At 65.2% G+C, this 13,813-nt stretch carries 8 protein-coding genes; 6 read left to right on the top strand and 2 right to left on the bottom strand.

Features of this window, described 5'->3' with window-relative positions:
• Nucleotides 1-139: 139 nt before the first annotated feature.
• Genes nifJ through OEX18_06365 form a run of 4 tightly spaced genes read left to right on the top strand, consistent with a single transcriptional unit; the run spans nucleotide 140 to nucleotide 7,909 of the window.
• Nucleotides 140-3,808 (top strand): pyruvate:ferredoxin (flavodoxin) oxidoreductase, encoded by a 3,669-nt coding sequence (nifJ, locus tag OEX18_06380; GenBank protein MDH4336891.1) that lies wholly within the window; start codon nucleotides 140-142, stop codon nucleotides 3,806-3,808.
• Nucleotides 3,805-4,824, top strand: coding sequence for a dihydroorotate dehydrogenase-like protein (locus OEX18_06375; GenBank protein MDH4336890.1), 1,020 nt, complete (start codon nucleotides 3,805-3,807; stop codon nucleotides 4,822-4,824). The genes nifJ and OEX18_06375 overlap by 4 nt, the downstream gene beginning before the upstream one ends.
• 23 nt (nucleotides 4,825-4,847) lie before the next feature.
• Nucleotides 4,848-6,236: an FAD-binding oxidoreductase gene (locus OEX18_06370; protein ID MDH4336889.1), complete on the top strand. Its 1,389-nt coding sequence runs from the start codon at nucleotides 4,848-4,850 to the stop codon at nucleotides 6,234-6,236.
• A gap of 11 nt (nucleotides 6,237-6,247) precedes the next feature.
• On the top strand, nucleotides 6,248-7,909 hold the full coding sequence (locus OEX18_06365) for an NAD-dependent malic enzyme (protein MDH4336888.1): 1,662 nt from the start codon (nucleotides 6,248-6,250) through the stop codon (nucleotides 7,907-7,909).
• A gap of 53 nt (nucleotides 7,910-7,962) precedes the next feature.
• Here the strand turns inward: OEX18_06365 and OEX18_06360 are convergent, their stop codons facing one another.
• Together OEX18_06360 and OEX18_06355 are read right to left on the bottom strand one after the other, a co-directional pair.
• The gene (locus OEX18_06360; GenBank protein MDH4336887.1) at nucleotides 7,963-9,321 is read right to left on the bottom strand and encodes an MBL fold metallo-hydrolase; all 1,359 of its coding nucleotides are present in this window, start codon (nucleotides 9,319-9,321) and stop codon (nucleotides 7,963-7,965) included.
• Nucleotides 9,318-10,475: a hypothetical protein gene (locus OEX18_06355; protein MDH4336886.1), complete on the bottom strand. Its 1,158-nt coding sequence runs from the start codon at nucleotides 10,473-10,475 to the stop codon at nucleotides 9,318-9,320. Before OEX18_06355 ends, OEX18_06360 begins: the two co-directional genes overlap by 4 nt.
• A 195-nt stretch (nucleotides 10,476-10,670) precedes the next feature.
• Here OEX18_06355 and sppA point away from each other — a divergent pair, with 195 nt between their 5' ends.
• Together sppA and OEX18_06345 are read left to right on the top strand one after the other, a co-directional pair.
• A complete protein-coding gene (gene sppA / locus OEX18_06350) occupies nucleotides 10,671-13,262 on the top strand; it encodes a signal peptide peptidase SppA (GenBank protein MDH4336885.1) in 2,592 nt (863 codons plus the stop codon).
• 92 nt (nucleotides 13,263-13,354) lie between these two features.
• The gene (locus OEX18_06345; protein ID MDH4336884.1) at nucleotides 13,355-13,651 is read left to right on the top strand and encodes a DUF2061 domain-containing protein; all 297 of its coding nucleotides are present in this window, start codon (nucleotides 13,355-13,357) and stop codon (nucleotides 13,649-13,651) included.
• Nucleotides 13,652-13,813 lie beyond the last annotated feature (162 nt).

Here is a 13,813-nt window from a genome sequence, read left to right as displayed (position 1 = left end):
AAGGACCCGCTAAGTCTATTTCGGACAAAACTATCCGAAAAATAGATTGCCCGCGGGTAACTATTAACCTAAACTGCAGACGGCGGAATATCTCCGCCCATGCCGACAGGCATACACAGCAATAGAGAAGGATTCGCATATGCCGCAGGCCACGCAGCGGCGCGCGAAGGGGCGCGCCACAGGAGAGAAACACCCCGCCAACCAGGCCGACCGGCCCGTCACACCAAAGGGAACCCGGCCCCTGCGTTGTCTCGACGGCAATGACGCCGCCGCGCATGTTGCGTATCGCGCGAGCGAGGTCATTGCCATCTATCCCATCACGCCGTCATCCACCATGGGTGAACTGGCCGACGAATGGGCATCGCGCGAGATCCCCAACGTGTTCGGCGGCATCCCCCGCGTAATCCAGATGCAGAGCGAGGGCGGTGCGGCGGGAGCCGTGCACGGTGCCCTGCAGGCAGGCGCGCTGACCACCACCTTCACCGCCAGCCAGGGCCTGCTGCTCATGATCCCCAACATGTACAAGATCGCCGGCGAGCTCACGTGCACCGTGTTCCACATTGCCGCGCGATCGGTGGCCACCCACGCCCTCTCCATCTTTGGCGATCACAGCGACGTGATGGCGGCGCGGCAGACGGGCTTTGCCATGCTGTTCTCGGCCAATGTACAGGAAGTGATGGACCTGGCGCTGGTGGCGCACGCGGCCACGCTGGAATCGCGCGTGCCATTCCTGCATGCGTTCGACGGGTTCCGTACCTCGCACGAGATCCAGAAGGTCGACGTGCTCTCCGACGATGACATCCGCGCCCTGCTTTCGCCCGTGGCAATCCATGCCCATCGCGGACGGGCGCTCTCGCCGGATCACCCCGTGATCCGCGGCACCGCGCACAATCCGGACACGTTCTTCCAGGCGCGCGAGGCGGCCAATCCTTTCTACGCCGCCGTGCCGGAGGCGGTGCAGCGCGCGATGGACGCGCTGGCCGCGCGCACCGGACGCCCCTACCACCTGTTCGACTATGTGGGTGCGCCCGACGCGGATCGCGTGGTCATCGCCATGGGTTCAGGGGTAGAGACCATCGGGGAAACCGTGGAGCACCTGGCTGCAACGGGCGAGAAGGTGGGTGCCATCAAGGTGCGCCTGTTCAGGCCCTTCTCCGCCGCGCATCTGATGGGCGCGTTGCCCGCCACCGTGAAAACCATCGCCGTGCTGGACCGCACCAAGGAACCGGGGGGTGCGGGTGAACCGCTGTATCAGGATGTCATAACCGCGGTGTGCGAGGATACGCAGTCGCAGTCTCCACACTTCAAGCATCAGCCGCGCGTGGTGGGCGGGCGCTATGGACTCTCCTCCAAGGAGTTCACGCCCGCCATGGTGAAGGCGGTGCTCGACAATCTGGCGCAGAAGCAGCCCAGGAACCACTTCACCGTTGGCATCAGCGACGATGTCAGTCACACCAGCCTCGAATGGGACCCATCGTTCTGGATCGAGCCGCAGGGTGTGGTGCGCGCGGTGTTCTGGGGACTCGGTTCCGACGGCACCGTCGGCGCCAACAAGAACTCCATCAAGATCATCGGCGAGGAAACCGACCGCTTCGTGCAGGGGTACTTCGTCTACGACTCCAAGAAGGCGGGTGCGCGCACGGTGTCGCACCTGCGCTTCGGGCCCAACCCCATCCGCAGTCCGTATCTCATCGAGAAGGCGGACTTCGTGGCCGTGCACCAGTATGGTTTCCTGGATCGCTACGACGTGCTGGATCTGGCGCGTGACGGTGCCGTGCTGCTGCTCAACGCGCCGTACCCGACCGAACAGGTGTGGGAGCACATTCCGGAACAGGTGCGCAGGGAGATCATCGAGAAGAAGCTCAAGGTGTACGCCATCGACGCCTATGCGCTTGCGCGTGAGAACAACATGGGCGTGCGCATCAACACCATCATGCAGACGGCGTTCTTTGCGCTCTCCGGCGTGCTGGAACGCGACGACGCGATTGCGCGCATCAAGGACGCCATCACCAAGACCTACGGCAAGCGCGGCGAAGCAGTGGTGCGCGCCAACCACGCCATGGTGGACGCCTCCATTGCGCACCTGCACGAACTGAAGGTGCCGGCCGGGGCGCCCGCGCCCGCCGGTGGTACCCGGCGAAGCGCGGAGGGTTTCGTGCAGCGCCTGCTCGCGGGCGACGGGGACTCGTTGCCGGTGAGCGCGTTCCCGGCCGATGGGACCTACCCCACCGGGACCACCGCCATCGAGAAGCGCAACATCGCGCTGGAGGTGCCGGTGTGGGAGCCCGACCTGTGCATCCAGTGCGGCAAGTGCGTCATGGTGTGCCCGCATTCGGTGATCCGCGGCAAGGTGGCGCCGGAAGCCGCGTACGCCGGGGCGCCGCAGGGCTTCCAGCATGAAGCCGCGCGCTGGCGTGAACTCTCCGGACAGCACTACACGCTGCAGGTGTCCGCGGACGACTGCACCGGCTGCCGGCTCTGCGTGGAGATATGCCCCGCGCGCGACAAGAGCAACGTGGCGCGCAAGGCCATCAACATGCACCCGCGCGAATCCATCGGCGCCGATCATACGGCGCACTGGGACTTCTTCCTTGCGCTGCCCGAGGTGTTCAGCGCCGGAAGTGCGGAGGCTCAGAGCCTGGGCTACTCCAAGGTCAAGGACGTACAACTCAAGACCCCGCTGTTCGAGTTTTCGAGCGCGTGCGCCGGTTGCGGCGAGACCCCGTATCTGCGCCTGATGACGCAGCTCTTCGGGGATCGCGTGCTGGTGGCCAACGCCACTGGATGCTCGTCCATCTACGGCGGCAACCTGCCCACCACGCCCTGGACCGCCAACGGCGACGGGCGCGGGCCCGCGTGGAGCAACTCGCTGTTCGAAGACAACGCCGAGTTCGGCCTGGGGATGCGGGAGGCGCTCGACGCGCAGCAGGCGCTGGCGCAATCGCTGCTGCGCGCGCACCGCGGCGACGTGGCCCCCGAGCTGGCCGGCGCCATCCTCGAGGCCGAGCAGGTCAACGAGGACGCGATTGCGGCACAGCGCCACCGCGTGGCCGAACTCAAGGCGCAGTTGCGCCCCCTGGGTACTGCGTGGTCAAAAGACCTGCTCGCGGTGGCGGACGCGCTGGTGCGCAAGAGCGTATGGATCGTGGGTGGTGACGGCTGGGCGTATGACATCGGCTTCGGCGGGCTGGACCACGTGCTCGCCGGCGGGCGCAACGTGAACCTGCTGGTGCTCGACACCGAGGTGTACTCGAACACCGGCGGCCAGTCATCCAAGGCAACACCCATGGGTGCGGTGGCGAAGTTCGCCAGCGGTGGCAAGGCCACCCCCAAGAAGGACATCGGTGCCATCGCTATGTCGTACGGCCACGTGTACGTGGCGCAGATCGCCATGGGCGCGTCCGACCAGCAGACGCTGCGCGCGCTGGTGGAGGCGGAGAGCTACCCGGGGCCGTCGCTCATCATTGCATACAGCCACTGCATCGCCCACGGCATCGACATGGCCAACGGGCTCACCCAGCAGAAGCTGGCCAGCGAGAGCGGCTACTGGCCGCTGTACCGCTTCGATCCGCGGCTGGCGGCGCAGGGCAGGAACCCGCTGCAACTGGACAGCGCGCCGCCCAAGATCAAGCTGAAGGACTACATCTACAATGAGAGCCGCTACCGCATGTTGCTGCGCTCCAACCCGGAGCACGCCGCACTCCTGCTGAAGGGCGCGCAGGCGAACGTGGACGAGCGATGGAAACGTCTGCAGCGCGCCGCCTTCAACAAACCCGGCACTGATGAAACCCCGGAGGCCGCAAAATGATCGATCTCACCACGCACTGGCTCGGTCTGGAACTCAAGAACCCGCTGGTCCATTCGGCCTCCCCGCTTTCCAATTCGCTCGAATCCATGAAAGAGCTGGAAGACGCGGGGGTGTCGGCCATCGTGATGTACTCGCTGTTCGAGGAGCAGATCCAGCACGAGAGCCACGAGATCGACCACTACCTCAACACCGGTGCGCACAGTTTCACCGAGGCGTCGTCGTACTTTCCGGAGATGTCGTCTTATCGTGTCGGTCCGGACGAATACCTGGAGAAGATCCACCGCGCCCGCCGCGAACTCGACATCCCCATCATCGGCAGCCTCAACGGCGTTTCGCGCGGCGGCTGGGTTGAGTACGCGCGCCTCATGCAGGATGCGGGCGCGCACGCCATCGAATTGAACATCTACATGATTGCCACCGACCCGGCCATGGGCGGCGGCGAGGTTGAGCAGATGGTGATCGATACGGTGAAGGCGGTGCGCGCCGAGGTCACCGTACCCCTCGCGGTCAAGGTGGGGCCGTTCTTCAGCGCCATGGCCAACATGGCGCGCCGGCTGGAAGGGGCGGGCGCCGACGGCCTGGTGCTGTTCAATCGCTTCTATCAGCCCGATTTCGACCTGGAGGCGCTGGCGGTGACACCACACCTGGTGCTTTCCAACTCCAATGAGCTGCGACTTCCGCTTCGCTGGGTGGCCATTCTGTATGGTAGGGTGGAATTGGATCTGGGGATCACGAGCGGCGTACATACCGCCGAAGACGTGATCAAGGGCGTCATGGCCGGCGCCAATGTCACCATGGTGACATCGGCGCTGCTGCGCAACGGCGTGGGCGCCGCCCGCGACCTGCTGGTGGAGACGGCGCAGTGGATGGAAGACCACGCGTACGAATCCGTCCGCCAGATGCGGGGTAGCATGAGCCAGAAGAACTGCGCGGAACCGGCCGCCTTTGAGCGCGCCAACTACATGCGCATGCTTCATTCTTGGCGCCCTGATCCAACGGGAAAGTTGACCGGGTAACTTACGGAAAGGATGCTCGACGTATGGCCGCACCCCTCACGAGCAGCGTGATCGACACATGGAAGACGAGGTTCCGGGGCGACCTCATTCAGCCCGGAGATCCACAGTACAACGACGCGCGCAGCATCTGGAACGGCATGATCGACCGGCGTCCCGCGCTGATCGCCCGCTGCGTCGGGATCCACGACGTCATCCTGGCCATCAACCTGGCCCGCGAACACGGCGCGCCGGTGGCGGTGAAGGGCGGCGGCCACAATGTGGCCGGCAACGCGGTGTGCGATGGCGGCGTGGTGATCGACCTCACTCCCATGCGCTGGGTGCACGTGGATGTAAAGAAGAAGACCGCACGCGTGGGCGCGGGATGCCTGTTCGGCGACCTCGACCACGAGACGCAGCGCTACGGCCTGGCGGTTCCGGGGGGTATCGTCTCCCACACCGGGGTGTCGGGCCTGACCCTGGGTGGCGGTTTCGGCTGGATCTCGCGCAAGTACGGCCTCACGGTCGACAACCTGCTCTCGGCGGAAGTGGTGCTGGCCGACGGCAGCGCGGTGACCGCGAGCGCAAAGGAAAACCCCGACCTGTTCTGGGCCATTCGCGGGGGCGGGGGAAACTTCGGCGTGGTGACGTCGTTCCTGTTCAAATGCGCGCGCGTGGGTCCGGAAGTGTTCACCGGACTGCTGGTGCACCCCATGGACACCGCCCGGGAATACCTGCAGTTCCACCGCGACTACCTGGCCACGCTTCCCGACGAAACCACGGTTTGGGCGGTGCTGCGCCGCGCGCCGGCGCTTCCGTTCCTGCCCGCCAAGGTGCACGGCCGGCTGGTGGTGGTGGTGCCCTTCGTCCACCTCGGGAGTCAGGCTGCGGGCAAGCGCCTGCTCAAGGACCTGCGCTGGAAGGAAACCGCCTACGGAGAACACGCGGGCATGACGCCGTGGGTGGAATGGCAGGCCGCCTTCGACGCGCTCAACGCACACGGTGCGCGCAATTACTGGAAGTCGCACCACATCGAGGATCTTGCGGACGGGTGCATCGACGTGGTCCTGGAACAGATGCAGCGCGCCCCCACGCCCAGTTGCGAGGTGCTGCTGACGCATATGGGCGGGGCGCCGTCGCGCGTGCCCGCCGCGGCCACCCCGTACGCGTTCCGCACGCCCAGGTTCATCATGAACGTGCACGGACGCTGGGCCGATGCAAGCGATGACGCCAAGTGCACGAGCTGGGCGCGTGACATCTGGGAGGTCACCAAGCCTTTCGCGCATGGCGTGTATGTGAATTTCATCAGCGACGAGGGTGAGGCGCGGGTACGCGATGCGTACCCGAAGGACGTGTGGGACAAGCTGGTGAAGTTGAAGAGAAAGTACGATCCAGAAAACTTCTTCAGAATGAATCAGAACATCCGGCCGCAATAGGAGCCAGTATCATGACTAAGCGATCGACCAGCGCACGGACGCGGACGCACAACTTTCCGCACGGCGCCGATCTTCTGCACAACCCACTGCTCAACAAGGGCACGGCGTTCACCGAAGAGGAGCGCGACGCGCTCGGCCTGCACGGCCTGTTGCCGCCCCGGCCCACCACCATGGATGAGCAGGTCATCCGGGTGACGTCCAACTACCGCGAAAAGCCCAACGATCTCGAGCGCCACATCTTTCTTGCCAGCCTGCTCGATCGCAACGAGACCCTGTTCTACCGCGTGGTCGTGGACAACATGGAGGAATTGATGCCCATCATCTACACGCCCATCGTGGGGCTGGCGTGCCAGAAGTACGGGCATATCTTCCGCCGGGCGCGCGGGCTGTACGTGGGTATCGAGGACCACGGGCGCGTGCGTGACGTGCTCGCCAACTGGCCGCAGGCCGATGTGCGTGCCATCGTGGTTACCGACGGCGAGCGCATCCTGGGACTGGGCGACCTGGGCGCCAACGGCATGGGCATTCCCATCGGCAAGCTTTCACTGTATACCGCGTGCGCGGGCGTGCACCCGGCGCTGACGCTGCCGGTGACGCTGGACGTGGGCACCGAGAACACCAGCCTGCTGGAAGACGCGCTGTACATGGGCCTGCGCCGGCGGCGCGTGCGGGGAGCGGATTACGATGCCCTCGTCGAGGAATTCGTGACCGCCGCCAACGAACGCTGGCCAGGGGTGCTGATCCAGTTCGAGGATTTCGGCAACCAGAACGCCTTCAGGATACTGGAGAAGTACCGTGACCGCGTGTGCACGTTCAATGACGACATCCAGGGCACGTCGGCGGTGACGCTGGCCGGCATCTACTCGGCGCTGCGCATCAACAAGGGTGAGCTGAAGAAACAGCGGTTCCTCTTCCTGGGTGCCGGCGAGGCGGGCGTGGGTATCGCGGACCTCATCGTGTCGGCGCTGGTGGATCAGGGAGTGCCGCAGGACGAGGCGCGCAGGCAGTGCTGGCTGGTGGACTCCAAGGGGTTGGTGGTGAAGAGCCGCAACGACCTGGTATCGCACAAGCTCCCCTACGCGCACGATGCCACCGGCGCACCGGACTTGCTGAGCGCGATTCGCGCGCTCAAGCCCACCGCGCTCATCGGTGTGAGCGGACGGGCGGCGACGTTCACGCGCGACGTGCTGGAGGCCATGGCCGCGCTCAACGAGCGCCCCATCATCTTCGCGCTGTCCAATCCGACCGCCAACTCGGAGTGCACGGCGGAAGAGGCCTACCGTTGGACGGGCGGGCGCGCGCTGTTCGCGAGCGGCAGTCCGTTCCGACCGGTGCTGATGAACGGCAACCATTTCGTCCCCGGGCAGGCCAACAACGCCTACGTGTTCCCGGGGATCGCTCTGGGTATCATCGCCAGCCGCACGTCACGGGTGACCAACGAGATGTTCGCGGTGGCGGCGCGTACGCTGGCGAAACAGGTCTCGGATCAGGCGCTTGCCGACGGACTGCTCTTCCCGCCACTGTCGGCGATCCGCGGCGTGTCGGTGAAGATCGCGGCGGCCGTGGCCGGCGTGGCCTTCGAGCGAAAGTTGGCCACGGTGTCGCTGCCGCGCGACATGGAGGCGTTCATCCGCGAGCACGTGTTCGAACCGGTTTACCAGAGCTACGTGTAGCGCACTCTCATCGAGCGGAGGGGCGTGTGCGACACCGCTCCTCCGCTCAGGTCCTACTTGAGAAGGACGATTTCCCTGTACTCGGGGATCTCCGCGTCCCAGCCGAAGTTCTGATCCAGGTGGGAACGAAACGCGTCCGCCGCGTTTACTTCGCCATGCGTGATGAAGACGCGTTTGGGCGCGGCCTTCACCGATTTCAGCCACTCGATCAATTCCACGTAGTCCGCGTGCGCGGACATGGCGTGTAGTTCCACGACTTCCGCCCGCACGGGAATGTACTCCCCGAAGATCTTCACCGAATCGACGCGCTGGCGCAGCGCTTCTCCGCGCGTGCCCGGGGCCTGGAAACCGGCCAGCAGCACCGTGTTGATGGGATCGGGCAGCAGCATGCGCAGGTGGTGCACCACGCGTCCGCCGGTGGCCATGCCGCTGCCGGCGATGATGATGGCGGGGCCGTCGTTGGTGTTGAGCGCCCGCGACCCCTCTTCGCTGCGAACGAACTCCGCAACGCGCGACATCTCGCCACATTGCTTGTCGTTTAGCCGGTGCTCGCCGGCGTGGTCGCAGTAGATCTCGGTGGCGTCGATGGCCATCGGGCTGTTCAGGTAGATGGGCACGTCCGGAATCTCGCCGGCCTTGTCCAGTTCCGATATCAGATACAACAGGGATTGCGTGCGTCCCACCGCGAAGGCGGGGATAACCAGCGTGCCGCCGCGCTTAACCGTGCGCCGGATCACATCGCGCAGCTCGATGCCGGGGTTGGTGTCCGGGTGGCGGCGGTTGCCATAGGTGGACTCGCAGATGAGCACGTCCGCGTGTTCGATCCCGATGGGCGGCTTCATCAGCACGTCGTGTTGGCGGCCGACGTCGCCGGAGAACACCACCCGGTAGCCATCCTGCATGAACGTCACCCACGCCGACCCGAGGATGTGTCCGGCGCGGGTGTAACGGAAGGTCAGCCCGTGACCGAGATCGAAGTCGGTGTCGAAGTCGACCACGTGCAGCTGCTTCAGGCATTGCTCGGCGTCCTCGCGTGTGTAGAGCGGGAGCGCGGGGTCGTGGCGCGAGTACTTGTGCTTGGTGAGGAAGCGGGCTTCCTCTTCCTGCAGGTGTCCCGAGTCCGGCAGCAGGATACTGCACAGGTCGCGAGTACCCGAGGTGCAGTACACCGGGCCCTTATATCCCTTCTTCATCAATACTGGCAGATAGCCGCTGTGATCAATATGGGCGTGGGTCAGGACCACGGCGTCGATTTCAGCCACGTCGAAGGGTGGTTCGTCCCAGTTGCGCAGGCGCAGCTTCTTGAGTCCCTGGAACAGGCCGCAGTCCACCAGGATCTTCTTGCTTCCGTTCTCGAACAGGTACTTGGACCCGGTGACGGTTTCGGCGGCTCCGTAGAACGAGAGTTTCACGGGTTTTCCTCCGGCAAGGGGGTGGTGTGGTGTGCGCATTCGGACGCAATCAGGAACGCGACGAATGCCTCGGCGAAGGCTTCGTGCCCCTCGCGTGTGAAATGATCGTAGTACATCTCGTGGCCGGCGCGCTCCCGTTCGGCCAGGTAGGGCGTGGGATCCACCAGCGGAATGTGTTCGCGCGCACAGAAGGCGTGCAGTGCGGGCGCCCACGAATCCTGCCCCTCCAATGGTTCCAGCAGGACTTCCTCGCGCGGCACGCGCAGCACCACGAAGCGACGGCCACCACGCCCCACATCCCGTGCCCAGCGGCCGAGGACGCGCTCCAGCAGCAGCTCTCCCTCCGTAACCAGCGAATCCGGCCACGTGGACGGCGCCATGCCCGCGGCGCCGCCGTGCCCCACCGCGCCCACGCGCTCGGCCTCGGTTACCCGGCGTTTGATCCCGAAGCGCTTCAGCAGCTTCAAACGGCCCTCCAGCGTGCTGATCACGAGCGAGTGGGCCTTGAGGTACTGCCCCGCGCGGTGAACGGCACTTTCCTTGTACCCATACCGCTCGTGGAAGGAGCGGTCCACCACGAACGTATCCGCGGAGAGCACCGGGTAAGGAACGATGTCACTCTCCTTGAGCGCCTGGATCTGATCCATGGGATCGTTCTCCACGAAGACATAGACCACATAGTCGAGCTCGGCCCGGTCCATCCACTGCTGGCATTCGAGCCACGACTGCAGCGTGCCGCGGCCGGACATTCCGAAACAGATCGTCTCGACCCGTTCGACCGGCTCGTCGTGACGGTTGGTTGCGCCCGCCATTTCGTCGAGGCGCGCGTTCAGCTCCCGGCCGACGACGCGAAAGAACGTGTCCTCCAGCGGGACCTGCATGGCCTCGGTGTATGAATCGCCAAAGAAGCCGATGCGCAGGACGCCCGGCTCACGCGCCAGGGCGTGCTCCACGTCCGGGAACCCCCACGCGTTGGCGCGGCGGCGAACTTCCTCGCCACGATCATTGCGGTACATGAGGGTCGCGCCGGGGTAGTTGCGTCCGCCGGTGACGGAATCGTAGTAGAACGCGTGGTAGGAAATACCGGGGATCGAGACCACGCGCAGGATGACCTCCGCGGCCAGCAGGGCGCCGAGGCCGGCAAGGCAGACCATGATTGCATAGAACACCGCCTGGCGTGCACGGGACGGAGGCGTCGAGGCCGGGGCTGGGGTCGCTCTTTTGCTCATTCTGCGCCCATTGTAGGATGGGTGCACCCATGCACTCAACCTGCATTGATCAACCGGCGAACTCGGTTTAGAATGTCGGCTCGGTGTCCGGCCGTTCTGGAAAGGAGCATCTCCGTCATCATGTTGAAACATTGCCTGACCGCCGCGCTCGTGACAGTGGGCTGCCTGGGGGCGCATTCCGCCCGGGCCACGTCCTTTGGCGCCATTCCATCCTATTATGAACAGCTCAATTTCAACCTGACCGGGCCCACCGCGTTCACCGAGGCGGTGGGCGGGTACGCGAACCCTTCTGTTTATCCGATGATGCCGGGCGGGGAATTCGAGTTCTACTGGTCGAGCTTCGACGCGGATGCCCTCTCCGAGGCAAGCCGCTGGGGAACCTTCATCGGCTTGGAGAACCTCGGGTTTGGTTTCGTGCACACCAAGGATCAGATGCCGCAGGGCGAGCGCAGCGTGACCGACTACCGTATCGGGTTGGGTGGAGGCACGCGCATGTTCACCGCCGGTATCGGCTATGCGTGGTCGGGCGGGGACACCGATTCCTACGGGCGTGAGAAGTTTTTCCAGCTCGCCCTGGCCGCGCGCATCGGGCGCTTCTTCTCGGTGGGCGGCAACGCCAGCCTGAGCACGGAATCCACCGCGAACCAGTGGTTGCTCGACGCGGCCGTCCGCCCGCTCGGCAACGACCGGCTCACCGTCTTCGGTGACATGGAGCTTGCCTACCGCGACGGAGATCGCACCGACACCCGTCCGTGGAGCGCGGGCGCCATGCTCGAGATCCCGGCCGGGCTCAAGATCGTGGGCCGCTACTTCGACGACGACGCCGAGGGAGACCGCGGCTTCACCATCGGGCTCGCGTACACCTTCGGGGCCGGTTTCGGCCAGGGCGTGACGCGTGGCTCATGGATGCCGCGTTGGGACCAGAACAGCGACCTCGCCCTCACCAACTGGGGCATCCGGCTGGGCTATCCGGAGCGCTCGACGCTGCTGAGCCCGATATTCGAAGAGAGCGGCTACCTCAACATGCGCATCAAGGGCTCGCCGCCGTACACGCGTTACCGCTTCTTCGATTCGCGGCAGACGTTTCACGACGTCCTGACGGCGCTGGACGGCGCGCGTAGCGACGATCGCGTTGCGGGCGTCGCCCTCAACCTGTCGGGCGCGCGGCTCTCGCGGGGGCAGGCGTGGGAGATCCGGCATCGCCTCGAGGAACTGCGCGCGGTCGGAAAGCGCGTGGTGGTGTTCGTCGACGAGTTCGGCATGTCCACCTACTACGTGGCCAGCGTGGCGGACCACATCGTGATGGACCCGGAGGGACTGGCGCTGTTGCCGGGTTATGTGCTGGGCCGCACCTTTGTGGCCAACATGGCGGAGAAACTCGGTATCGGCATCGAGGAGTGGCGTTTCCTCAAGTACAAGAGCGCCATGGAATCGCTGGTGCGCCACGAGATGAGCGAGGCCGACCGCGAGCAGCGCCAGGCGCTGGTGGACCAGTACTACGCCACCATGCGCGAAGGCCTCGCCGCCGGCAGGGGTGTGAGCGAGGAGACGGTGGATCGCTGGATCAACGACGAGGTGTTGTTCACCGGGCAGAGCGCGCTCGCCGAGAACCTGGTGGACGAGCTGGGTCGCTGGGACGAGCTAAAAGAATCAGTGAACAAGACCGAGCGCCGCAAGATGGCGTTTGTCGGACCCGACAAGCTCGCAGACGAGTACTACCCGAGCAAGCAGTGGGGCGGAATTCCCGAGATCGCCGTGGTGTACGCCATCGGGGAGTGCGCCATGGACACCGGCATCCGCGCGCGCGAACTGGAAAAGACGCTGCGCAGGCTGCGCCAGGACGACGGGGTGAAGGCGGTGGTGCTGCGCGTGGACTCGCCGGGCGGCAGCCCGGTGGCGTCGGATGTCGTGGCGGGCCAGCTGCGGCGTTTGAAGGAGAAGAAGCCGGTTATTGTTTCCCAGGGTGACGTGGCGGCGTCGGGCGGCTACTGGCTGTCGATGTGCGCCGACCAGATTTTTGCGCAGCCCACCACCATCACCGGGTCCATCGGCGTGATCTCCGGCTGGGTGTGGGACAAGGGCATCGGCGAGAAAGTGGGCATGGAGGGCGACTTCGTGGAAGCGGGCAAACACGCCGATCTGTTCTATTCGCTGCGCCCGCCGCTGTTCCCGGTGGCGATTCCGCACCGCGCCGTTACCGACGAGGAGCGGGACAAGGTACTGACGGGGATGAAGTCGATGTACAGTGGGTTCGTGGGTGCGGTGGCAAAGAACCGCGGCATGCCCGTCGAGCGGGTGGAGGAACTGGCGCAGGGCCGCGTGTGGACCGGCGTCGAGGCCAAGTCCAACGGGCTCATCGACCGCATCGGTGGCCTGCAAGACGCCATCGCGTACGCGCGCGAGCAGATCGGCCTCGACGAGGGCGAGGAGGTTGCCATTCGCGAGTACGGTCCGCGTGGTTTCATCCGGTGGGATATACCGGAACCGTCGATGTCACTGGCATCGATGCTGGCGATGCCGGGCGCGGCGGATGTCGTGCTCGCGCGCTGGCTGCTCGGCGCCGACGAGGGGGAGGTGACGCCGCCGGACGGGAACTACATGAGCGACTACGATATGATCTACCTGCGCCGGCTGGTGCAGAATGTCGGACGGGCGCAGTGCATGATAGCCCCCGGCACGATCCCGCAGGACGGGAGCCAGAACGAAGAGTGAGCCGGCCGGTAGTCCGGCCGTTTACCCAGAGAGTCGGCGCGCACCATCGGTGCGCGCCGCTTCTTGTTTACCGAGAGGGAAGGGCAACACGCATGGAAACACATAAGCGATCGATGGTGAAATCGCTCACCTGGCGCATCATTGGCATCTTTCTGCTGGGTGGGATCGCCTACGCGGTCACGCGGGACTGGAAGGAGATGACCGTCATCACCATCATTTTCCACAGCGTGCGTATGGTGCTTTACTACTTCCACGAGCGAATCTGGCTGCGCATCGACTGGGGGCGGATCCGCCACCCGCTGGACAGTCTCAACGTAAGCGGCAAGCTGGCGCCGGAAGACCTGGACGAGATTCGCGCCAAGCTGCGCGCCATGGGCTACATTGAATGACACGCGCACGCAGAAAAAAGGCCACCGAAAGCGGTGACCCTTCTTCTCCCACACCATGGCGATTGATGCCTGCCTGATGCGCGCCGGCCGTCCGGCCCGGGTGCCCGCACAGTCCTCATCCGGACTCGAATGGGCCGCGGCAGCCGGCGCGCGAATCTGATT

It is taken from the genome of Candidatus Krumholzibacteriia bacterium (assembly GCA_029865265.1).
Classification (GTDB): Bacteria; Krumholzibacteriota; Krumholzibacteriia; order WVZY01; family JAKEHA01; genus JAKEHA01.
Note: the sequence above shows the minus strand (reverse complement) of the source record. Positions and strands in the feature narration are given on the sequence as shown.

Excerpts from the sequence above, each read along its gene's own strand:
- nifJ (MDH4336891.1), top strand. The coding sequence starts at position 140 with ATGCCGCAGGCCACGCAGCGGCGCGCGAAGGGGCGCGCCACAGGAGAG.
- OEX18_06355 (MDH4336886.1), bottom strand. The coding sequence starts at position 10,475 with ATGGTCTGCCTTGCCGGCCTCGGCGCCCTGCTGGCCGCGGAGGTCATC.
- OEX18_06370 (MDH4336889.1), top strand. The coding sequence starts at position 4,848 with ATGGCCGCACCCCTCACGAGCAGCGTGATCGACACATGGAAGACGAGG.
- OEX18_06345 (MDH4336884.1), top strand. The coding sequence starts at position 13,355 with ATGGAAACACATAAGCGATCGATGGTGAAATCGCTCACCTGGCGCATC.
- OEX18_06365 (MDH4336888.1), top strand. The coding sequence starts at position 6,248 with ATGACTAAGCGATCGACCAGCGCACGGACGCGGACGCACAACTTTCCG.
- OEX18_06375 (MDH4336890.1), top strand. The coding sequence starts at position 3,805 with ATGATCGATCTCACCACGCACTGGCTCGGTCTGGAACTCAAGAACCCG.
- sppA (MDH4336885.1), top strand. The coding sequence starts at position 10,671 with ATGTTGAAACATTGCCTGACCGCCGCGCTCGTGACAGTGGGCTGCCTG.